Below are 20,820 nucleotides of genomic sequence, written 5' to 3'. Positions count from 1 at the left end.
TTATTTAAAGTATCATCACGGCAGTCTTTATTGTATTGAAAAAAATCACCTAACAAAAAGAGAGTTGCTGTGACTTCGGCAGTTTAATTGTAACATGTTCCCGGTTTTCAATAACCGATTTTACCTGGAGCCGCAGTACTTGCAGGTTCCTTTGCCGGGTGATTTTTTCGCCAAAACAACTCATGAAGTGGCTGAAGGAGCCTGGTCTGTATTAATAGTCGGAACTTCGGGAAAGACACTGTCGCTCGTTTCTTCTGAGTTGGCAGCATCCACCTTCTTGACGGGTGGGTGCGCCAGTTTCGCGCTGATTATACCCACTACAGGGAAGCTCATCAGCACCCATAGGATTTCCTGATAGCCACCGAATACATCGAAAGCGATGCCGAGGGGCAATGGCCCGAGGGCAGAACCGGTGACAATCATGGCCATCGAAATGCCACTGATGCTGCCGATGTGTTTTCTGCCAAAATAATTCGGCCAGACCACGGCCATGACGATGCGTTCCATCCCCATACTGATGCCCCAGACAACGCCAAATACGAGGGCAGCTGCCAGGAAATCGGCTTTTTGCAGCAGGAACAACGACAGGAGTTCGCCTGCGAAGACCAGAATCAGCATGTATTGTACTTTGACTTTTTCAAGCAGCATACCGGCTGCAAATGTCACCGGCAGGCCAATCAGTGCAGTCAGGCTTAAAATACTGGCTGCAGCTTCAAGGGACAAGGATTTTTCAGCAAAGATTGACACAAGGTGAAAAGTCAGACCGGTGTTAACGATGCCCGGAATCCCCGCACACAGCAGCAGCAACCAGAAAGAGCGTGTTTTGGCTGCTTCCTTGACGGTCCAGCTGACTTCTTCAGTGCCCGGGCTCTTTTCTTCCTGCTTGCCCCCATCGCCGTTGTCCGGCTTGAGTCCGATGTCTTCGGGTGAATTTCTGATCAGAAAAAAGGCGAGCGGCGTAAAAAGTGCAATGATTAAGATACCCAGCAGAAGCCAGGACATGCGCCAGCCGAAGGTTTCAATCAACCAGACATTCAATAGCGGAAAGGCGGCTGAACTGATCAATCCGCCGACTGCCGCGATGCTCAAGGCGCGGCCTCTCTTTTTGATGAACCACTGAGGGATTAATGCATTCGAAATGAGCGCCATAGAGCCTTGTCCAAGTAAGCGGATAAAAAAGAACCCGATAAACAGCATCACCAGGCTGGTAACAAAACTATTAAACAGACAAGCCACAGCCAACGCTATTGAAACGATGACAGCCATTTTTCGTGACCCATTGCGGTCAATCAAGCGGCCGATAAAAAACAGCAGAAAACCTGCCAACAATGTGGCGGCTGAGTAAATGCCGGAAACCGTGGAGCGGCTCCAGCCAAAATCATCTATATAGTAATTGATGAAAATCGAATTGGAATAAGTTTGGCCAGGTCCTGAAAAAAACTGGGACAGAGCGGCAAGAGCTACAATCACCCATCCATAATGGAATGAAAAGCCTGTAAGTTGTTTCATGATATATTCCATCTCCGTTAATTATTAAAAACACAATTTCTTATCATAGCATAATAAAAATTTTTTTAAATTCTAAAGACCTAACGTAATGAAAATGAAATGTTTCAGAGAATTAGTATAGTTGAATAATCTTCTGGCATCTGAAAGTTTTGGCGAAAACCTGTATAATGGAGAGTATTCATTGACAGGGAAGACGGAGGAATACGAATGTTACAAAATAAGTTAAGCAGCAGGGACAAAGAGGAAATGTACCGGCAAATTGCCGAATATTCTTTCGAACCGACTATTGTCCATTCCCAACAAAAAATTCTCTACATTAACAAAGCCGCGGCCGATTTCTTTAAGACGCAGCAGGAGGCGGTAGTGGGAGCCAATGTGGTGGATATCTTTACGGAGGATTACCGGGAAATGATACTTGAGCGTATCCGCCTGGGCACGGAAGAAAGGCAAGTCGGCGAATTAATGGAAACAACCGTCCACCGTTTTGACGGCACGACCGCTGAAGTTGATTTGTACTGCCATCCCGTGCAATTCGGCGAGACGGAAGCCATTCAGTCGATTGTCCGGGACATCACAAATTTGAAAGAGACCGAGCGGAAATTAACGAAGCTGAAAAATGAAATTGCTACGCCGATTGTGCCAATTGCAGACGGCATTGCCGTATTGCCGCTTGTTGGCTCTGTTGACGGCGACCGGACCAACCAGCTGTTGGAGATCATTCCAAAAAAAGTCCAAGGTCATCAGCTTGAATGGTTAATTGTCGACGTCTCTGGTATTTATAACATCGATGAGGTGGTAGCCGAATTTCTGTACAAAATCACTTCCATCATGCAATTGCTGGGTATTCAGTTGGTTTTTACAGGAATCCGGCCGGAGCTGGCACAAAAGGCGGTGGAGTCGCGCATCGATTTCGCTCAGTTGACGACCATGTCCAATGTAAAGGAAGCAATTAAGCGGCTGACTTCCTGACAGGAAAAAATCACCCCTTGTCAGGAGATTTAAAGTAGTTTATAGTTGAACAATACAATATTTAGTTTTAAATTTAGATAAAACACTATATATAGTGAAACCGATAACAAAGGTGCCTGAAAAGGCTTCAAAGGGAATCCGGTGAAACACCGGAGCTGTCCCCGCAACTGTAAGTGCTGACGAACTATGGGAATCCACTGTCAAAAAGACGGGAAGGACATAGCAAGGATGACGCACAAGCCAGGAGACCTGCCTTTGTTATAGTTTATGACCTTCTCCGGGAGTTGGGAGGTATAACGAAGGTGTTCTTTGGCGTGCAGTGGACCAGTCCTGCTTGTGCCTGGATTATTCTGCGTTTATGAAACCCATCCTCCCACTGAGAGGATGGGTTTTTTTAATGCCGAAAAATGATCTGAGGAGTGAGGAAATTTATGAACCAGCAATTAGCAGCGAGCGTTTCACGGACGGTTCAGTCCCGTTTGGTGTTGCCGCCGGACACCAACCACCTTGGAACCATTTTTGGCGGGACAGTTCTCGCTTATATCGATGAAATTGCGGCAATTGCAGCGATGAAGCACAGCAAAGGGGCAGTCGTTACCGCTTCGATCGACACAGTGAACTTCCTGTCTTCCGCCAAAGTGGGAAATGTCCTCATTTTGGAAGGTGTAGTGATTTCGACCGGCAGGACGTCGATGGAAGTGTACGTAAAAGCGGAATGCCAAAGCATCGAAACGGGTGCCAAAACCTTGACGACTACAGCCATTTTGACCCTGGTCGCTGTGGATGGAAATGGCAAACCGACACCTGTTGCCGGAGTATCCCCGGAAACGGATGCGGAGAAGCAACTGTTCAAAAGCGCACAGGCGAGAAAAGACCGCCGTATGAAAATCAACGAATTCGCAAAGGAGCTGGTATGAGATGAATCTAAAAACGTCAACGGAAATGAGTACGGTGGAACAAGCGATCAAGCGGGCGGAAGAAATCCATGGGTTGGATACCCGGACATTGAAGGAAAAAATCAGGGCTTTGGACGAAGAAAAAAGCTCGGAGCAATCGATGCTTTACGCATTGAACCGCATTTCGATGGATGAACCGGAGTGGACGTTTCTGGCAGCTGAAATCCATACTGCGGAATTATACAGGAAAGCGGCACAGAACCGTGGGTATGATCCAGAGAGGCAGTACGGCAGTTTTTACGAACTCGTCGAAAAACTCTCACGCACCGGCATCTATTCAGATGAACTGATATCGGCCTATTCAAAAGAAGAAATCGAGGAACTGGGTGTCCACATCAAACCGGAGCGGGATCTGTTGTTTAATTACATCGGCTTGTTTTTATTGGCCGACCGTTATTTAGCCAAAGACCACGAAGGAAATCTACACGAGTTGCCGCAGGAGCGTTTTCTCGTCATCGCCATGACTTTGATGCAGAATGAACCGAAAAAACAGCGCATGGATTTGGTGAAGGAAGCTTACTGGGCAATGAGCAATTTGTATATGACCGTTGCGACGCCGACTTTGTCGAACGCCGGAAAAAGCTTCGGTCAGTTGTCGTCCTGCTTTATCGATACGGTGGAAGACTCGCTCGACGGCATTTATCTGAACAATTGGGACATTGCGCGGCTCAGCAAAGACGGCGGAGGGCTCGGTATTTATTACGGTAAAGTCCGGGCTCTTGGATCCGACATCAAGAAATTCAAAGGCAATTCGTCCGGTGTCGTGCCATGGATCCGGCTCGTCAACGATACGGCTGTCAGCGTCGATCAGCTCGGCCAGCGGCAAGGGGCTGTTGCGGTGTATCTGGATGTGTTCCACAAAGACATCATGAACGGCTTTCTGGACTTGAAGACCAATAACGGAGACGAACGCCGAAAAGCCCATGACATCTTCACCGGCGTGGCGATTCCGGACCTGTTTATGCAGAAACTGCAGGAAACGGACAGCAGTGGCCGCAGCATCGGTGAATGGCACACTTTCTGTCCTCATCAGGTCAAGCAGGTGATGGGCTGGAAAAGCGACACTGGCGAAGCGTTAGGCTTGGAGGATTTTTACGATGAAACGGAAACGAAATTTTTTGCGGAAAAGTATGAAGAAGCGGTCCAGCATCCTTTATTGCCAAGAAAGACGTACCGGGCGATGGACATTATGGCGCGCATCATGGTGTCGCAATTGGAAACCGGCACGCCGTATATGTTCTACCGCGATGAAGTCAACCGGCAGAACCCGAACAAACATCTGCGTGGGCAAGGACGCACATCGATTTACTGCAGCAATTTGTGTACGGAAATCACTCAAAATATGTCAGCTACTACCATTACAAAAGAATACACCGATGAAGAAGGCAACTTGGTGATGGTCCGTAAGCCCGGCGATTTCGTCGTCTGCAATTTGTCATCGGTGAACTTGCCGAGAGCCGTGAAAGCGGATGTGTTGGAGCGGCTGATTCCGATTCAGGTACGCATGCTGGATAACGTCATCGATTTGAACACGATTTCCGTGGGACAGGCGGAAGCGACAAATAAAAAATACCGAGCGATAGGTTTAGGAACTTTTGGATGGGCACACCTGCTGGCACTTGAAGGCATTCACTGGGAAACAAAAGAGGCAGTGGACTTTGCAGATAAACTGTACGAAGAAATTGCCTACCATACCATTCATTCCTCGATGGAATTGGCCAAAGAAAAAGGGGCCTACCGGGAATTCAGTGATTCGGAATGGCAGACGGGTGAGTATTTCAAGCGTCGGAATTACAGCAGTGAACGATGGGAGCAATTGCGGAAGAAAGTGGCGGCAACGGGGGTTCGCAACGGCTGGATGATGGCCGTCGCGCCGAATTCGTCCACTGCCAAAATCGGTGGGTCGACGGACGGCATTGACCCGCTGTATGCAGTGGAATACGCGGAAGAAAAGAAAAACTTCAAGTTCAAAGTGACAGCGCCGGACTTGAACCACAGGACTTATGAGTACTACCGCCGTGCACGGCATACACTGGACCAGAAATGGAGCATCCGTCAAAATGCCGCACGCCAGCGCCATATCGATCAGGCAGTGAGTTTCAACCTGTATGTTCCACACACCATCAAAGCAAAAGACCTGTTGGACCTGCATTTAGAAGCATGGCAGCAAGGTTTGAAGACGACTTATTACGTGCGCAGCACCTCGCAGGCAGAAATCGAAGAATGTGAAGCGTGCCAAAGCTGAAGGAGGAATTCTTATGACAACGGCTGATACACCATTGACGAAAATAAAACTGCTGAATCCCAGACAGCCAAATAAATCCACAGGCATCCTGAACGGACAATCCTCCGGGTTATTGAACTGGAATGACATCGCCTACCCGCAAATGTACGATTTGTATCAAACCTTGCTGTCGAACTTCTGGAAAGCCCAGGAAATCAACATGCAGGACGATATCAAGCAATGGGACCATTTGAGTGAGATTGAAAAAGATGTGTTTTTGCGCTTGAACACACAACTTGCATCACTCGACAGTTTGCAGACGCCGACAATGAGCATGGTCATGGATTATGTGACGGATTCCAGCTTCAAGGCGATTTTTGCTGTCATTTCACAGCAGGAAGCGGTGCACAACGAATCATATTCATATACATTGAGCTCGCTTGTTTCCACCAGTGAACAGAACGAGCGCTTTAACCAGGCGAAAAGCGATCCGGTGGTGCGGAAGCGGAACGAATTGATTTTGGAAGCCTATGAAGAGTTCCGGCAGAATCCGACGCCGCAGACCTTGTTTCAGCTGAGCATCAATTCGATTAACCTGGAAGGCATTTACTTCTATGCAGGCTTTGCGTTCTTTTATCATCTGGCGCGCCAGCAGAAAATGCTGAAGACCAGCACGATGATCAGTTATATCCAACGTGACGAAATGCAGCATGCTTATTTCATCAGCCAGTTTGTCCGGATTTTATTGGCCGAGAATCCGGAACTGAACACAGAAGAAAACATGGCCTATATCCACCAATCCATCGATAAAGCTGTGCAGCTTGAGAAAGAATGGGCTCATTACATATTGCTTGGGATCGAGGGGTTGGATTTGGAGGAATTTGAAGGCTACGTGGAATACCTGGCCAATAAACGGCTGCGCCAGTTGGGGCTGGAGAACCTTTACGAAGAGCGCAGCAACCCGATGCCGTGGATTCAGGTCTTCGGTGATGACATGATGAACGACACCAAATCGGATTTTTTCGAACAGAAATCGAGAACTTATTCCAAGGTGTCACAGTCCAATGGATTTGACGAATTATAAGCCGCAAATCGCTATTGTCTATACTTCCGTTACCGGAAATACCGAACAGCTGGCAACTATGCTGCACCAAGTGGCGGCAAAGCGTTTCAGCACTGTTGGCATCTATCAGGTAGAAGAATTTCCGGAAGCCGAACTCTGCCGTTACGATGCAGTACTGGTCGGGACGTACACATGGGGAAGCGGGGAAATTCCAAAAGAAATGAAGCATTTATACGAAGCGTTTGAACACGCGGGAAGCAAAAAGCTGGTGACGGCTGTGTTCGGCAGCGGCGACCGTTTTTTTGCCGACTTTTGCGGAGCCGTCGACCGCTTCCGGGACATGCTGTACGTCCACACAGAGTTGGCGGCGACCTTAAAGGTTGAACTGTCGCCACAGGAAAAGGACCATGCCAGATGCGAGAGGCTGATGGAAGTGGTTCTGAAGCGCCTGGCACTTCAGAAAACAGGCGCGCGAGTTGAATGAAATTTGAAATGAACGAGTGCAATGGGACTTAAATAAAGTCCCCATTGCGCTTTTTTTCTGAAAATAGCGCTTGGAAAGTATTTTGGCTTGTTTGGAAAGTATTTCGGGCAAAATGGAAAGTATTTGGACCAGAACGGAAAGTATTTTATCGATTTCGGCTAGTATATCCAAATAATTGGAAATAATCGACGCCCTCAAGCCCGATATGCAAGCTTTTCGCTTACGAAAAGCCACAAGCCCCTATAAAACCATCAAAAAGGACCCGCTGATTAATTTCAGCGGGTCCTGCTGTTCGTTAAACTTGCAAATTCTCCACAATTGTCGCAATGCCCATGCCGCCGGCGATGCACAATGTGACCAAACCGTATTTCTTGCCTGTCCGCTCCAGTTCATGGACCAATTTAGTCAACAGGATTGCGCCGGTTGCACCGATGGGATGCCCCATCGCAATGGCGCCGCCGTTCGGATTGACTTTGTCGATGTCGAGACCGAGTTCGTTGATGCAGGCCACCGACTGGGAAGCAAAGGCTTCATTCATTTCAACGATATCAATGTCTTCAATTGACAGATCAGTCTGCTTCAACGCCTTGAACGTCGCGTGAACGGGGCCCATGCCCATAAGTTCGGGCGAACAGCCGACTGATGCCTGCGCCAGCACACGTACTTTTGGCTGGTAGCCTCGCTTCAATGCTTCGTCTTCGGACATGACGAGCAGAGCTGCGGCGCCATCGTTGCGCCCACTGGCGTTTCCGGCCGTCACGGTGCCGCCTTCTTTAAAGACCGGCTTCAGCGATGCCAGTTTTTCCAATGAAGTCTGGCGTGGATGTTCATCCGTTTTGAATTCAACGGTACCTTTCCGTGTCTTCACCGGATAAGGGGCAATCTGTGATTCGAAATAGCCTTTTGAAATGGCATTTGCCGCTTTTTCCTGGCTGAGCATAGCGAATTCATCCTGCTGCTCACGGGAGATTCCGTATTTCTCAGCCACGTTTTCAGCGGTGATGCCCATATTCAAGTCGCCGTATTTCTCTGTTGGCTGAGAGCCGGGTTGGCTTGCCGTATTCGGGTCTTTCAGCAGAACATCGCCGGATTTGGTGCCGAAACGGACATTATTGACGTAATAAGGAGCGGTGCTCATCGACTCGGCTCCACCTGCGATGATGATGTCACTCAAGCCGGCATTGATTTGCTGGGCGGCGGAATTCAGTGCCTGAACCCCTGAGCCGCATTGGCGGTGCAACGTGTAACCGGGTACTTCTTCAGGAATGCCGGCGCGCAGCATGGCCACCCGTGCCACGTTCGAAACGTCTGCGCTTTGTTTGGCCTGTCCCAGAATCACTTCTTCCACCGCTGACTTATCCAGCTCTGTCCGGCGGATCAGTTCTTCGATAACGTGCGCTCCGAGTAAATCCACTGTTTCATTGCCGATGCTGCCACCGAGTTTGCCGATGGCTGTGCGGACCGTGTCAACGATAACTACGTTTTTCATTTCTCCATCTCCTTATTCTGCTTACAGATTCCGTGTATAATGCTTCACTTTTTCCTTATCGATTTCCATACCGAATCCAGGGCCATCGGGAACGATCACTTCAAAATTCTCGAAACGGATTTCATTGACGGTAACATTGTCTTTAAACAAAAGCGGTCCGAAAATCTCAGTGCCGAATTTCATTTCCGGCAGTGTGGCGTACAACTGGGCGCAGGCGGCTGTTCCCAGGCTCGATTCAATCATGGTGCCGCCATATAAGCCGAGTCCCGCCGCTTCAGCAATACCGGCCACTTTTTTGGTCTGCGTCATGCCACCGTGTTTGCACGGTTTCAAGGCGATGCTGTTGCCGGCACGATATTTGGCGATACGGAAGACGTCCTGGATGCTGGTCGCCGCTTCGTCGGCCATAATCGGTACGTTGAATTTGGCGGTCAACCGGGACATTCCTTCGAAATCCCATGCCTGCAACGGCTGCTCGACCATGGAAACCCCTGCATCCTGCAGGGCGGCGATGCAGTAATTCGAGGTATCTTCGTCCCATGCCTGATTGATATCAACCGTCACACGGGCCTGATCGCCGAGCGCATGCTTGATCTGGCGTACATGCTCGACATTTTTATACGGATCGCCTTTGCCGATCTTCAGCTTGAAAATGTTATGGCGTTTCTGTTCCAGCAGCTGCTGGGCTTCTTCGATGTCTTTATCGGTATTGCCGCTGGCCAATGTCCAGGCAATCGGCAGTGATTGGTGGATTTGACCACCGAATAATTCGAATGCCGGGATTCCTTTGCTTTTGGCTGCCAAGTCAATAATCGCATTCTCCACAACCGTTTTCGCAAAATAATTGCCACGGACCATTTTGGATACGTCATTCATAATTTTATCAAAATGAATGGGATCCTGCCCAAGAATGAGCGGTGTGATATAGGTGTCAATATTAGCTTTGATCGCTTCGGGTGTGGATTCCCCGTAAGAAGCGCCGCCAATGGTTGCCACTTCCGACCAGCCTTCCCGTCCTTCTTCATCGGTCACGCAACCCACGACAATCGACTGTTCAACAATGGTATGCATAGCCAGTTGGTGGGGGCGGATCGTCGGTAAATCCAGTATATAAACTTCAAACGAGCGAATTTTCATGTTGTCATTCCCACTTTCTTTCCATTACTCCGTAAAAGCTGCCTCGGTTTTCTCGCGGACTTCTTCAATGGTGGCGCCTGGCATCAGATCAACCAGTTTCAACTGGCTGTCCACCACTTCAAAAACGGCAAGTTCAGTAAAAATCATATCCACTTGACGCGTTGAAGTAATCGGGTACGTGCATTCCTTCAGCAGTTTCGGACTGCCGTCTTTGGAGGTATGGCTCATCGTCACAAATACCTTTTTGGCACCGACCAATAAATCCATTGCACCGCCGACACCCATAATGTTCTTTCCGGGAACCGCCCAGTTGGCGATCAATCCTGTTTCATCAACTTGAAGAGCGCCAAGGATGGCAACATCGACGTGACCCCCGCGGATCATGGCGAACGAGTCGGAGCTGTTGAAAAAAGAAGCACCCACTGCTTCGCCGACCGGCAGTTTCCCCGCATTCACCAGGTTCGGATCGATATCTTCCTCTTCCACATCGGTGACGCCGAGCAGACCGTTTTCCGTATGGAGATAAATATTGTCTTCCTTCATATACTCGGCAACAAGCGTCGGGATGCCGATTCCCAGGTTGACGGCACAAGGCCCCTTCAATTCCTGGGCAACCCGCTCAGCGATCAAATGCTGCATATCTGTTTTATTCATTGTGCCAGTCATACGTTTACGACTCCTTTCTTCGTCAGCACTTGCTGCGCTTTGATGATGCCGTCTACATAGATGAACGGTGTGACGATGGCTTCCGGATCCAATTCACCGGCTTCGACGATTTCATCCACTTCGACGATGACTGTTTTTGCCGCCATGGCCATCAGTGGATTAAAATTGCGTGCTGTTTTGTAATAGACGAGGTTCCCCAGCGTATCCGCTTTATAGGCGCGGATCAATGCAACATCTGCGCGGATCGCTTTTTCAAAAATGTATTTCACGCCGTCAATTTCCCGCTCTTCCTTGCCTTTGGCGAGATCTGTGCCGACGCCTGTGGTGGTGTAATAACCGCCGAGCCCGGCACCTCCAGCGCGCATCGATTCAGCAAGCGTGCCCTGTGGCAGCAGCTCAAGCTCGATTTCGCCTTTCTGGTATTTGTCCCCGACATCACGGTTACTCGTAAAATAGGAGCCGATGCCTTTTTTGATTTTGTTCTGGTTCAATAAAATCCCCAGCCCTTTCCCGGATTCGCCCAGGTTGTTGCTGACAATGGTCAAATCTTTAACGTCTTTTTCAGTCAGTCCGTCAATCAATGTAAGAGGGGCTCCAACCAAACCGAAACCGCCGACCAGTACCGTATCTCCTGTTTTGACAGCTGATAAGGCTTCGTTTAAATTGTTCAGTATTTTAGACATGTTTTATCCTCCAATATGTGCTTACTCTGCTGTCTGCAGTGAATCGCTCAATTCGAACCAGGCCGGAATGCCGGCAGTCAAAATACAGATATAGCCGACATCCGCCAAATCGGCTTCCGATGCTCCTTCAGTCCGTGCTTTTTCCATCCATGGTGCGGCTTCCTTGCCCTGCAGCTCAACAATGTAATTGCCGGCCATATTCAAATGCTTTAGCGTCGAAGAAACTTGTCCAGCTCCGAGAACTTTTGCCTGTATGGAATCAGCGTCTCCGTTTTGGATAACGTCCAAAGTGTCCTTCAGGTATTTCGTATCTTCCCCGTCCAGCCAGGCAATGATGGTTTCCATGGCTTCCACCGCTGTCTTGGGTTTCTGATCCGGCATGCTGACGGATGTCCCTTTCAATTCAAGTGCATATTGAATGGCTTCAAGCGACAGGATCAGCGCTTTGTCGCCTTTGTAGAAATAAGCGGTAAGGAAAAATTCCACCAGTTCCGTGACGGAATAACCGAAATCGATGGCGCCTTTCGTGTGGAACAGCATGCTGCGCTTGTAAAGGCGAGCGGCATTCATGCTGGCGATCAACGCATCTTTTTCTTTGCGGGACAGCGAGCCGTCCTGCATGATTTCCCCACGGATGCCTGTGTATTTATCGAGCACTTCCGGGCTGTAATCGTGCATTTTTTGAACCCAGCCTGGGACTTCGTCATAGACTTCTTTAAAATAATCCAATGCTTTACTCATAATTTCACTCCTGAATGATGATTTATTTCAATGCTTCGGGGTATTCAAATTGGTTGATGCCGAAAACAACCGGCAGTATAAAGTAAACGAACACCACAATCAAAGCGAAAGCAAGAACCGTCAGCCATGCGCCTTTTCTCAGCATATCCATCATCGTGATTTTGCCTGTGGCAAAGATGATGGCATTTGAAGGCGTGCCGATCGGCAGGATAAACGCAAAACCCGCACCCATTGCAACAGCGGTCATCAGCGGAAGCGGGTGGACGTTAATGGCCATCGCGAGCGCTGCTGTAATCGGAATAAGAATGGTTACAGTTGCTGTATTCGAAGTCACCTGGGTCATCGCAATACCCAAAAGTACCGTAACAACCAGAACCAGGATATAAGAAGTGCCTTCAAGCAGCAGCAATTGATTGCCGATCCAGCTCGCCAGATCCGTGCCGTTGAATCCGGAAGCAAGTGCCAGGCCGCCGCCGACCAGCAGCAGGACGCCCCAAGGCATATGCTTCAGCGAATCAGCGGTTAAAATTCGTTCGCCCGGTTTGCCTTTAGAAGGAATCGCATGCAGCAGAACCGCTGCAACCATGGCAATCATTGTATCACTCAATCCCGGGATGATATCCGACCAGATAAAGGTTCTCGTCACCCACATGAAGGCGGTGATGGAGAAAATAGCCAATACGATCTTTTCTTCATAAGACATCTTGCCAAGCTGTTTTTTCCGGTCCACAACAAATTGTTTGCCGTTTGTGATTTTTTTAACGTTCACAGGATAAGCGATTTTTGTAATGTAGAAAATCGCAAACAGCATCAATACGACGATTAATGGAAAGGCGAATATGAAAAAGTGTCCGAAGGAGATATCAATGCCCAGCAATTCGCCCGCCAGGCCTGCCAGCAGGAGGTTCGTCGGTGTACCGATCAAAGTGGCGCTTCCGCCGATCGTACCACCGAAGCCGATGGCAAAAATAATTGATTTTGTGAATTTCGTTTCTTCTTCTTTTGTATAGACATCGTCTTCTTTCATCAATGTCACCACTTTGGCGATGATCGCCAGACCGATCGGAATCATCAGCATGACGGTCGCCATATTGGACACCCACATTGACAGGAAGCCGGTGGCAAGCATAAATCCGAGAACAAGTCCCGACGTGCTGGCGCCTACCGCACTGATGATCGTAATCGCGATGCGTTCATGAAGGTTCCAGCGCTCCAGTGCCAAAGCGAGAGCAAATCCTCCGATAAACAGGAAAATCAGTGATGCGCCGTAACTCGAAGCTGCGGTGTTGCCGTCAACAGCCCCCATCAATGGCAACAAAATCAAAGGCATCAAAGAAGTGATGCCGAGCGGAATTGCTTCCGTCACCCACCAGACCGCCATCCATGCAGTTGTCGCCAGCACCGCGCGCCCTTCAAAGCTGAGGCCGGGAAGCGGCAGGACATAGAGCATCAGAAGAAACAGCAATGGCCCTAAAATGAGGCCGACAATTTGTGATGTGCTGTATGAATTATTGTTTTTCGTGTCTTCATTTCCGTAGGCAGCTGTTGATTTCCCACGCGGCAATTCAACTGCAGCTGCCCCTGAGCTGCTGTTGCTGTGGCTGCGAAGTTCCGCCATGGTCACCAGGTCTTTCGTTTGTTTGTGTGATTTCCACATACTTTGGTTTAAGCTCTTAAATGATAATTTCATAATTTTTCCTCCCGTTTACCCCTTTGATGTAACTATATAAGTTGAACTAAAGAAACTACCTTTTATACACCGCTTCGGTCGCTTAGGGCAAGGCTCCCACAATAAGCCGGAAAGAGCACCCGTCTTATTGTTCCGCCCAGCCCATGGACGCGCCGGCGCTAAGAAACCTATTAAATAATAGATAAGCTTCTGTTTTTCTGCTGTTAAACCAGAAGATATGGAGCAAAACAGCGGAGACTCCCGCGGGATAGCGAAGTGCCGAAATCCACTCTGGCGTCAAGCCTGAGTTAGTTCGGCGCAAGTTCGCAGGAAAGCGGAGCTGTTTTGCGGAATATCGACAAGTAGAGGTTATTAAGTTCAACTTATTTAGATTCTTTCCAAAAAATTTTTAATCGCCTGCTGAATATCTTGGCGCTCTTCAAATACCATTTGGTAATGGTTAGCGTCTGTTATTACCGTCTCAATATTTTTGATGGATGCCTGCGTTTCTTCGTAATCCTTCAAGTAAAACAAAGGCCCCATTGAACCGATGCTGCCTTCCGCATAAACGAGCAGGACAGGGCATTCGATTTTTGAACCGGTTTCTTTTGGATCGAACGAATAAAAACTTTCAAAGTCTGACAGGATGCGTGATTCTGTCGATTTGTTTTCCCAATGGCCATCAACCGGGCCGACTTCATACTCGACAATTTCCTGCAATACATCATTCCATTCGATTCCCAGATTCGAATAGATTTTTCGGGTTTCTTCCGCATAATGCTCTTTCGAAGTAAACTCACGGCTGATTCTGCCTAGCGAAGGTTTGACAATTCCGCGCTGATGATCGGAAGATTTTGCGGCACCGTCCAGCAAAATTACGCTCTGTACCGACTCCAGCCGGCTCGCTACAAGTGCCGAGATGAAAGCGCCCATTGAAAAGCCGAGAAGAATCGGATTTTCGATCTTTAATTCTTTGATTAAAGCCAGGATATCTTCCGTGTGTTTGAAAATGGACGTCTCCGCATCTGCGCTGTCGCTGTTGCCACGACCGCGGAGATCCACCGCAATAACCCGGTACTCACCGCCGAACTTTTCCGCGTAATAATGCATGTTCTTATAAGTGCCAGTCAATCCGTGAATGGCAATAATGGGACCTTTTTCGCCGGGGTAGTCTGCTACTTGAATATCGTTTCCATTAACGTTTACTTTGTAAAGCTCCATTTAAATCCACCTCAGTCTTATTTTGTAAGTTGTCGCTTTAAAAACAAATCAGCTGCCAGGAATTTCTCGGCAGCTGAAAATTTTTTACTACTCGGTGCGCATTACGAAGTTCAATGAAGCTTCCTTGTGATCGCCTTTGTCTTCCAGTTTCGTCATCAAGGAAGAGCGCACACCGCCAGCCACATCTGTTTCCAGCCATTTGTCACCTTCGAAGAAGACTTGTGTAATTAAGGTTTCATGACCTTCGTGTTCGAATTTGATATGAATGTGAGCCGGGCGGTAAGCATGATAGCCAGCTGCAAAAGTAAATTCGCCGGTCGGTCCGTTTGTCGGGATCTGGTAAGGAATCGGCACGATGGCATGGACTTCGAAATCGCCGTTTTCATCGGTATAGAACTGTCCGCGCAAATTGAAATCCGGCGCAGTGGAATCATAATTCGAGTACAAACCGTCGGCATCGTCCTGCCACCACTCTACTTTCGTATGGGCAAGCGGTCCGTTGACAGAGCTTACATTGCCATGGAACACCAGCTTGTCACCAGGTTCATCAGGTCTTTGCGGAATCACAACCGGAGACTCTTCGATCAATGGTGAGCCTTCTTCGTAATATGGCCCAAGAAGAGAAGGTTCAGTTCCAGGTGAGTTTTTGTATTTGGCTTCCAGGACGTAAGTTTCAACAAAAACATCGAGGAACAACGGGATTTCGCCGCTGCGGCCGAGGCGGTCTGCCCATTCTACAAAATTCGTGTATTCCTCGTGGTTAAATTGCTGTTCATCCAGGAAGTTTTTTAAATGTTTTTTAAATCCTTCATATGCCTGAAGCACGCGTTCATTTTTTACAGTTGTTTCTGTCATGTTCGATTCCTCCTCAAAATATAGGCGATTTTTGCGTAAGAAGCGTATAGGGAAAACTGAATGTAAACGCATTCAAACGGCTGAAAAAAATAATGGAAGTGGCTAAAGCACTTGAAAAAGCGAAGAAATTATTGTACGATATACGTACAATACATCGCTATTCGTACATTGCCATCTTATATGAGGAGGAATAAAGTTGTCAACGAAAAATTTAGATAATTTTAAAGAGTCGGGGGACTATATCCAATCACTTGAAAGAGGTTTGCAAGTGATTCAAGCTTTTTCACAGCGTCACAAATCGCTGACTGTCACGGAAGCCGCCAATTTGAGTGGTCTCAGCAGACCGGCAGCCAGAAGAATCCTGCTGACGCTTGAACATCTTGGTTTTGCCGAATCGCAAAATGGAGTGTACAGTTTGACGGCGAAGGTATTGTCGTTAGGCTATTCTTATTTGTCATCCAATAACAAATGGAGCATTGCTCAACCCATCATGACAGAATTTGTAAGGCAGACGGAAGAATCCTGCTCCATTTCCATTTTAGACGGCAAGGATATTCTGTATGTCGCGCGCGTTTTTACAAAAAGGATCATGTCGATCAATCTGGACGTGGGATCTAAGCTTCCTGCTTATGCTACATCGATGGGACATGTCCTCTTGGCCAATTTGCCTGAACCGGAACTCGAAACTTATCTGGACACTATGGATTTTCAGCGCTTTACGGATAAAACCATTACCAACAAAGAGGAAATGAGGGAAAAGTTGCAGGAAGTCCGTGACAGAGACTGGGGAGGAGTAGACCAGCAATTTGAGGAAGGGTTGCGTTCCATCGCTGTTCCGATTCGCGACAGGACAGGAAAAGTGATCGCCGCCATCAATTGTTCCGCACATGCCGGACGCATCTCCAAAAAGAAGCTTCGTGAAGAGTTCCTGCCGCTTCTCAGAACAACAGCCGAGCAGGTGGGTGAAGCTCTTGAGTCAGGAAACCGTCCCACTTACTAATAAGTGAAGATATCTAATTCTTTCCACATGGCAGTGTGATAAGGGTTCCTTTAAAAAGAGCAGGATGAGCAGATGTAACTGTTTTTAGAATTATCGATTATATTTCACCTGAAGTGGTTTACATCCAAATGCTGAGCGAGTAATCTATAGCTAATCAAAAAACAACGGCGTTTTCCAAGCTGAAATCGGTTGGTGAATAAGTGTTCGCTCTCCATGGCAATAAGATAAAATGGTTGAATGTGACAGACAATTGCGCTGTATACAACGCCGGAAAGAATGAGTTTATTCTTTTCGGCGTTTTTGTATAAAGGAGTTGTCCTGTTGACTATAAATAGAATATCGGTTAAGCAAGCAGTTCCAGCCGTTGCAATGCTGGCTTTTCAATACACAGGCTTGAATGGACGGTAACGCTAGGAGGCGGAAAAGTGGAAAAAGTTGAAAGGGTAGCAGAAAGAGTTGGCGGCGTCCTCATGGCAAAACCCGTATTAAAAGCAGGCAAATGCATCGTTCAGAAAAAAAGGGCGATTACGATCAATGCATCGGGTACACGTTACACGTATTCTCTGGCTTTTGATATTACGTTCAAAAATTATAAAGCGGATGGAACTGCGTTAAATAAAGCGGAAATTTATCTGCTCCCGGAAGAATTTCCATTTTTCAGCTATACGCTGAAAAATTACGAGCTTCCGTTACCGCCACATCATAAATTGCGGATCAGCTCAGACCAGCATGTGGTCTGTTTTACCGTCAAAACGATAGAAGCGCCGGAGAACTTCGCGCGACGCTTGTCGGCGGCATTGAAAATAGTCGAACAGTCAGAAGTCACGGAAAAGTTTCTGAATCAAACGGAAAACAAAAAGAAAAGAGGGGCTCGGAATGTTGGTCAGATATAAAAAGTCGCACGGAAAAATCGCCATGGGCTTATTATCTTTTATGCCCACTGAGCGAAACCTGAAAACACTCCAGCAAACGCTGCATTTATATGAAGAAAATCAGGACTGGCAATTGTTTCTATGGAAAGACAAGGAAGATTACACAGGGCTCATCGGGGCAAAAGTGGACGAAAATCATTTCACTGTCCATCATATCTCTGTTCTTCCATCGCATAGGGGAGAAGGAATCGGCCATGCCATGACAGAAGAACTGCAGCGATTTATGCAGCACCGGAAAATGAGAGCGACAAAAGAAACCAAATCCTTCATGGCAAGATGCCGGGAAAAAATGGGGGCTTGAAAGCACTCCTGATTAAGAAAATAACCGATTCAGCAAAAGACGTTCCCGAGAAGGCGGAGCGTCTTTTTTGCTTGTGCAAATAGGCGGAAAAACTTGGTTGATATGTCGCGTTGTGATATAGTCGTAGTATGACATATTAAAAGAGGGAGATTTCTTTGGACAATGACAAAGTGCTGAAAAAATACATTCCTATGACGGAAACTGCGTTTTACATTCTCCTCTCACTGGGGCGGCCCCGCCATGGGTATGGCATTGTCAAGCACGTAGAAGAAATTTCAGGATCGCGCTTGCGTCTTGGTTCGGGGACTGTTTATGGAACATTAACGAAAATGCAGAAAGATGGTATTATCACTGTCTTTGCGGATGAAGAACGGAAAACGGTTTACGAAATCACTGAAACCGGAAAAAAGCTGATCTTGAGTGAAATTGACCGATTGAAAGAACTGCACCAAAATGCGTTGACATACGAGGAGGATTTTTTATGATCAAAAAGTACAGACCATTTTGGAGTTACGACACAGAAAGGGTGGAACGATGGCTTGAAGACAATGCAGCAAAAGGCTACCGCTTTACCAAACTTAATAGATGGATGCGTTGCTTTTATTTCCAGAAAAGTGCTCCTGAGACAATGACGTATCGAATTTCTTTTGATAAGGCACAAAAAGGTCATTTACCAGGGGTGTTAATGGAGGAAGGTTGGCGAATCGCTTCCAAAAGCGGAAATTGGAGCGTAGTGGAAAATAACAAGCCTGCCAGTGAAATAAAAGCTGAACCTGTCCAGGAAGGAATCTTTAGGCATAACCAGTGGGTCATGTATGGGTTTATCGGCCTTCTGTGTTATTTGGCCGGTGTACTGCTGCTTCCGGGGGCCATGTTCGTTTCATCGTGGATGAATGGAGAAGAAATTCAAGTGGAACCGAGTCCCTGGTGGGCATTGACCTACTCGCTGCTGGTGCTTGCAGTTTTGACTGTTGTGCTGGCTGTTTATTCCATCGTAAAAATCACCGGAACGAGGAAAGCCTTCAGTAATAGGAGTCTTGAAGGAGAGGTCGTACCGAACAAGGCATTAGGCAAACAGGAAGAAAAAAAGTGGAAGCGTTCGGGCCGGATGGTGGTAAAAGTGAAGATGGGGTGGATGTACGCTCCGGATAAGTTTGAACACTGGCTCGAAAAAATGGAAAGGCAAGGCTTCAATCTTTACCGTGTCAGCAAAATCGGAACCATTTTCTATTTCACCAAAGGACGCCCACGGACAATGGCATACCGCGCTGATTATCAAAATGTTGTTCATAAAAGCTATTACGACCTGCACCGGGAAGCAGGCTGGGAAACTGCCTTCCAATCCATTTCAGGCCTTGAGAAGTGGGTAATATGGAGACAGGAGTACAAAGAAGGAGAAGAGCGTCCGCAGTTATACAGCGACCCGACGACTCACTTAAAACACGCCAGACGTATTTCCATTACGTATACTATTCTTTTTCTCCCCCTGATTTTGGTTTATGTAAGCAATATCATTCCGATGCTCACGGCTGAAGGGACGACATTTTCATGGCATAGGATTTTATTTGTAGTGGCATTTGTTCTATTCAGCTCTTTCATTTTCCGGATGTGGAGCTATTATGGAAGACTTCGCAAATCTTTCAGCGCCTGATAAATAAATAGGGAAAGAAATTTCTTAAAAGCAACCTTGCATTTTGTTAAACGAGTGGAAATGGTTTTCACAAAATTACATCGGGTATAGGTAAAGTAAGATTGTGAATGCAAGAAATTGCGCAAATAAGGAGGTTTTCCATTGACTCAAGCAAAGTGGTTTAAGATCGGAGCTGCGGCTATTTTATCTGTCAGCATGCTGTCAGCTTGCGGCAACGAAGAACCGGAAGAAAACGAAGTAGTGCCAGGTGACACGGAACAAGAGGAAAATGTGGAACGAAATCAGGATTCAGAAGATAATGAGCCTGCCAGTGACGAAGAAAGTGACACCGAAGCTGAAATTGATGCTGAAACGGACGGGGAAGAACAAGATCTGGATTCCGAAGATGATTCGAGCGACTGATCCACCGAATGAAAAGTGCACCGAGCACTTAACTAAGGAGGAACAGACATGTTGCAGTCCAAATGGATGAAAGCCGGAGCGGCGGGTTTCCTCTCACTGGCAATGCTCGCTGGATGCGGCGATGACAACGAACCTCAAATGGAGCAGGAGGAAGACGCGGAACTGGAACGGGATGTGGTGCCGGGTGAAGAAAACGGTGATTCAGATTTGGATATGGACATGGATGAAGAAGAAAATGACAACTAAGGAAAGAGCTGCCTTGGCGGCTCTTTTTTTGATGGCCAGGAACGACTATTTCCCGGGAAATACTGAAAAGAAAGATTTCAGCAAAGTAAAAAAATTACTTTTATAAAAATAATAAGTAAAATTTTATAAATCGGTTTTCCTAGTGCCTGCCTGGGTATGTAAAGAATATAACGATACACACTTACAATCAGCCAAGGAGGAAAATTATGCCCCAATCAAAATGGTTAAAACTAGGAGCAGCTACTTTTCTGTCAGTAGGGATGCTCGCTGCCTGCGGAGATGACGAGCCGGAAGTCGAGCAGGATATTAACGTGGAAGATGAAGAAGATGGAGAAGGAGATGTCGATGTAGTGCCGGGTGACGGCGGCAGTGATGGCGACAGTGGAGATACGGATGTTAACGTCGATACCGACAGTGAATCAGAAACTGACGCTGATTCTGATTCCAGCTCGGACTCAGACTCCGATTCAGATTCAGAAACTGATACCGACACAGACACAGACACCGATACAGAAACGGATGCTGGAACAAGCGGAGACTCACAGCCAAGTTCTGACACGGATACCGATTCTGATACAGACTCAGATGATTCATGAAAAAAGGCCGCCCGAGCGGTCTTTTT

At 47.4% G+C, this 20,820-nt stretch carries 22 protein-coding genes and 1 riboswitch; of the genes, 13 read left to right on the top strand and 9 right to left on the bottom strand.

The window, feature by feature from the left end; all coding sequences use genetic code 11:
* Positions 1-180: 180 nt before the first annotated feature.
* Positions 181-1,509 (bottom strand): MFS transporter, encoded by a 1,329-nt coding sequence (locus EEX84_RS07680; protein WP_240033939.1) that lies wholly within the window; start codon positions 1,507-1,509, stop codon positions 181-183.
* 207 nt (positions 1,510-1,716) lie between these two features.
* Here EEX84_RS07680 and EEX84_RS07675 point away from each other — a divergent pair, with 207 nt between their 5' ends.
* The 5 genes from EEX84_RS07675 (at position 1,717) to EEX84_RS07655 (ending at position 7,205) form a co-directional block, all read left to right on the top strand.
* A complete protein-coding gene (locus EEX84_RS07675) occupies positions 1,717-2,478 on the top strand; it encodes a PAS domain S-box protein (protein WP_123165033.1) in 762 nt (253 codons plus the stop codon).
* Positions 2,479-2,571: 93 nt separating this feature from the next.
* A riboswitch (cobalamin riboswitch) is annotated at positions 2,572-2,749 on the top strand.
* A gap of 160 nt (positions 2,750-2,909) precedes the next feature.
* Positions 2,910-3,395: an acyl-CoA thioesterase gene (locus EEX84_RS07670; RefSeq protein WP_123165032.1), complete on the top strand. Its 486-nt coding sequence runs from the start codon at positions 2,910-2,912 to the stop codon at positions 3,393-3,395.
* A 1-nt stretch (position 3,396) separates the two neighbouring features.
* Positions 3,397-5,679, top strand: a complete 2,283-nt coding sequence (locus EEX84_RS07665) for a ribonucleoside-diphosphate reductase subunit alpha (RefSeq protein WP_123165031.1) — start codon at positions 3,397-3,399, stop codon at positions 5,677-5,679.
* 13 nt (positions 5,680-5,692) lie between these two features.
* The gene (locus EEX84_RS07660; RefSeq protein ID WP_123165030.1) at positions 5,693-6,742 is read left to right on the top strand and encodes a ribonucleotide-diphosphate reductase subunit beta; all 1,050 of its coding nucleotides are present in this window, start codon (positions 5,693-5,695) and stop codon (positions 6,740-6,742) included.
* Positions 6,723-7,205: a flavodoxin domain-containing protein gene (locus EEX84_RS07655; RefSeq protein ID WP_123165029.1), complete on the top strand. Its 483-nt coding sequence runs from the start codon at positions 6,723-6,725 to the stop codon at positions 7,203-7,205. The genes EEX84_RS07660 and EEX84_RS07655 overlap by 20 nt, the downstream gene beginning before the upstream one ends.
* 295 nt (positions 7,206-7,500) lie before the next feature.
* On the opposite strand, the gene EEX84_RS07650 is transcribed toward EEX84_RS07655, so the two are convergent.
* The 8 genes from EEX84_RS07650 to EEX84_RS07615 form a co-directional block, all read right to left on the bottom strand.
* Entirely contained in the window at positions 7,501-8,694 is a 1,194-nt protein-coding gene (locus EEX84_RS07650; RefSeq protein ID WP_123165028.1) for a thiolase family protein, read from the bottom strand.
* A 21-nt stretch (positions 8,695-8,715) separates the two neighbouring features.
* Complete coding sequence (locus EEX84_RS07645; protein WP_123165027.1) at positions 8,716-9,831, bottom strand: muconate cycloisomerase family protein; 1,116 nt, start codon at positions 9,829-9,831, stop codon at positions 8,716-8,718.
* Between the two features lie 24 nt (positions 9,832-9,855).
* Complete coding sequence (locus EEX84_RS07640) at positions 9,856-10,497, bottom strand: 3-oxoacid CoA-transferase subunit B (RefSeq protein ID WP_123165026.1); 642 nt, start codon at positions 10,495-10,497, stop codon at positions 9,856-9,858.
* Positions 10,494-11,180, bottom strand: coding sequence for a CoA transferase subunit A (locus EEX84_RS07635; RefSeq protein ID WP_123165025.1), 687 nt, complete (start codon positions 11,178-11,180; stop codon positions 10,494-10,496). Before EEX84_RS07635 ends, EEX84_RS07640 begins: the two co-directional genes overlap by 4 nt.
* Positions 11,181-11,201: 21 nt before the next feature.
* Positions 11,202-11,921 (bottom strand): carboxymuconolactone decarboxylase family protein, encoded by a 720-nt coding sequence (locus tag EEX84_RS07630; RefSeq protein WP_123165024.1) that lies wholly within the window; start codon positions 11,919-11,921, stop codon positions 11,202-11,204.
* Positions 11,922-11,943: 22 nt separating this feature from the next.
* Complete coding sequence (locus EEX84_RS07625; RefSeq protein WP_123165023.1) at positions 11,944-13,611, bottom strand: SLC13 family permease; 1,668 nt, start codon at positions 13,609-13,611, stop codon at positions 11,944-11,946.
* Positions 13,612-13,977: 366 nt separating this feature from the next.
* Positions 13,978-14,811 (bottom strand): alpha/beta fold hydrolase, encoded by an 834-nt coding sequence (locus EEX84_RS07620; RefSeq protein WP_123165022.1) that lies wholly within the window; start codon positions 14,809-14,811, stop codon positions 13,978-13,980.
* A gap of 87 nt (positions 14,812-14,898) precedes the next feature.
* A complete protein-coding gene (locus tag EEX84_RS07615; protein WP_123165021.1) occupies positions 14,899-15,666 on the bottom strand; it encodes a dioxygenase family protein in 768 nt (255 codons plus the stop codon).
* 196 nt (positions 15,667-15,862) lie between these two features.
* On the opposite strand from EEX84_RS07615, the gene EEX84_RS07610 reads away from it, so the two are divergent.
* From EEX84_RS07610 to EEX84_RS07575, 8 genes are all read left to right on the top strand, one after another.
* The gene (locus EEX84_RS07610) at positions 15,863-16,666 is read left to right on the top strand and encodes an IclR family transcriptional regulator (RefSeq protein WP_123165020.1); all 804 of its coding nucleotides are present in this window, start codon (positions 15,863-15,865) and stop codon (positions 16,664-16,666) included.
* 425 nt (positions 16,667-17,091) lie between these two features.
* Complete coding sequence (locus tag EEX84_RS07605) at positions 17,092-17,559, top strand: hypothetical protein (RefSeq protein ID WP_123165019.1); 468 nt, start codon at positions 17,092-17,094, stop codon at positions 17,557-17,559.
* Positions 17,543-17,899 (top strand): GNAT family N-acetyltransferase, encoded by a 357-nt coding sequence (locus EEX84_RS07600; RefSeq protein WP_123165018.1) that lies wholly within the window; start codon positions 17,543-17,545, stop codon positions 17,897-17,899. The genes EEX84_RS07605 and EEX84_RS07600 overlap by 17 nt, the downstream gene beginning before the upstream one ends.
* Before the next feature lie 155 nt (positions 17,900-18,054).
* On the top strand, positions 18,055-18,384 hold the full coding sequence (locus tag EEX84_RS07595; protein WP_192892931.1) for a PadR family transcriptional regulator: 330 nt from the start codon (positions 18,055-18,057) through the stop codon (positions 18,382-18,384).
* A complete protein-coding gene (locus tag EEX84_RS07590) occupies positions 18,381-19,550 on the top strand; it encodes a DUF2812 domain-containing protein (RefSeq protein ID WP_123165017.1) in 1,170 nt (389 codons plus the stop codon). The genes EEX84_RS07595 and EEX84_RS07590 overlap by 4 nt, the downstream gene beginning before the upstream one ends.
* 141 nt (positions 19,551-19,691) lie before the next feature.
* The gene (locus tag EEX84_RS07585; RefSeq protein WP_123165016.1) at positions 19,692-19,952 is read left to right on the top strand and encodes a hypothetical protein; all 261 of its coding nucleotides are present in this window, start codon (positions 19,692-19,694) and stop codon (positions 19,950-19,952) included.
* A 48-nt stretch (positions 19,953-20,000) separates the two neighbouring features.
* Complete coding sequence (locus tag EEX84_RS07580) at positions 20,001-20,198, top strand: hypothetical protein (protein WP_123165015.1); 198 nt, start codon at positions 20,001-20,003, stop codon at positions 20,196-20,198.
* A 206-nt stretch (positions 20,199-20,404) separates the two neighbouring features.
* Complete coding sequence (locus EEX84_RS07575) at positions 20,405-20,794, top strand: hypothetical protein (protein ID WP_123165014.1); 390 nt, start codon at positions 20,405-20,407, stop codon at positions 20,792-20,794.
* The last annotated feature ends 26 nt before the right edge of the window (positions 20,795-20,820 follow it).

It is taken from the genome of Planococcus salinus, from assembly GCF_003719725.1.
Taxonomy (GTDB): Bacteria; Bacillota; Bacilli; order Bacillales_A; family Planococcaceae; genus Planococcus; species Planococcus salinus.
This window is presented reverse-complemented; position numbering and strand designations above follow the sequence as displayed.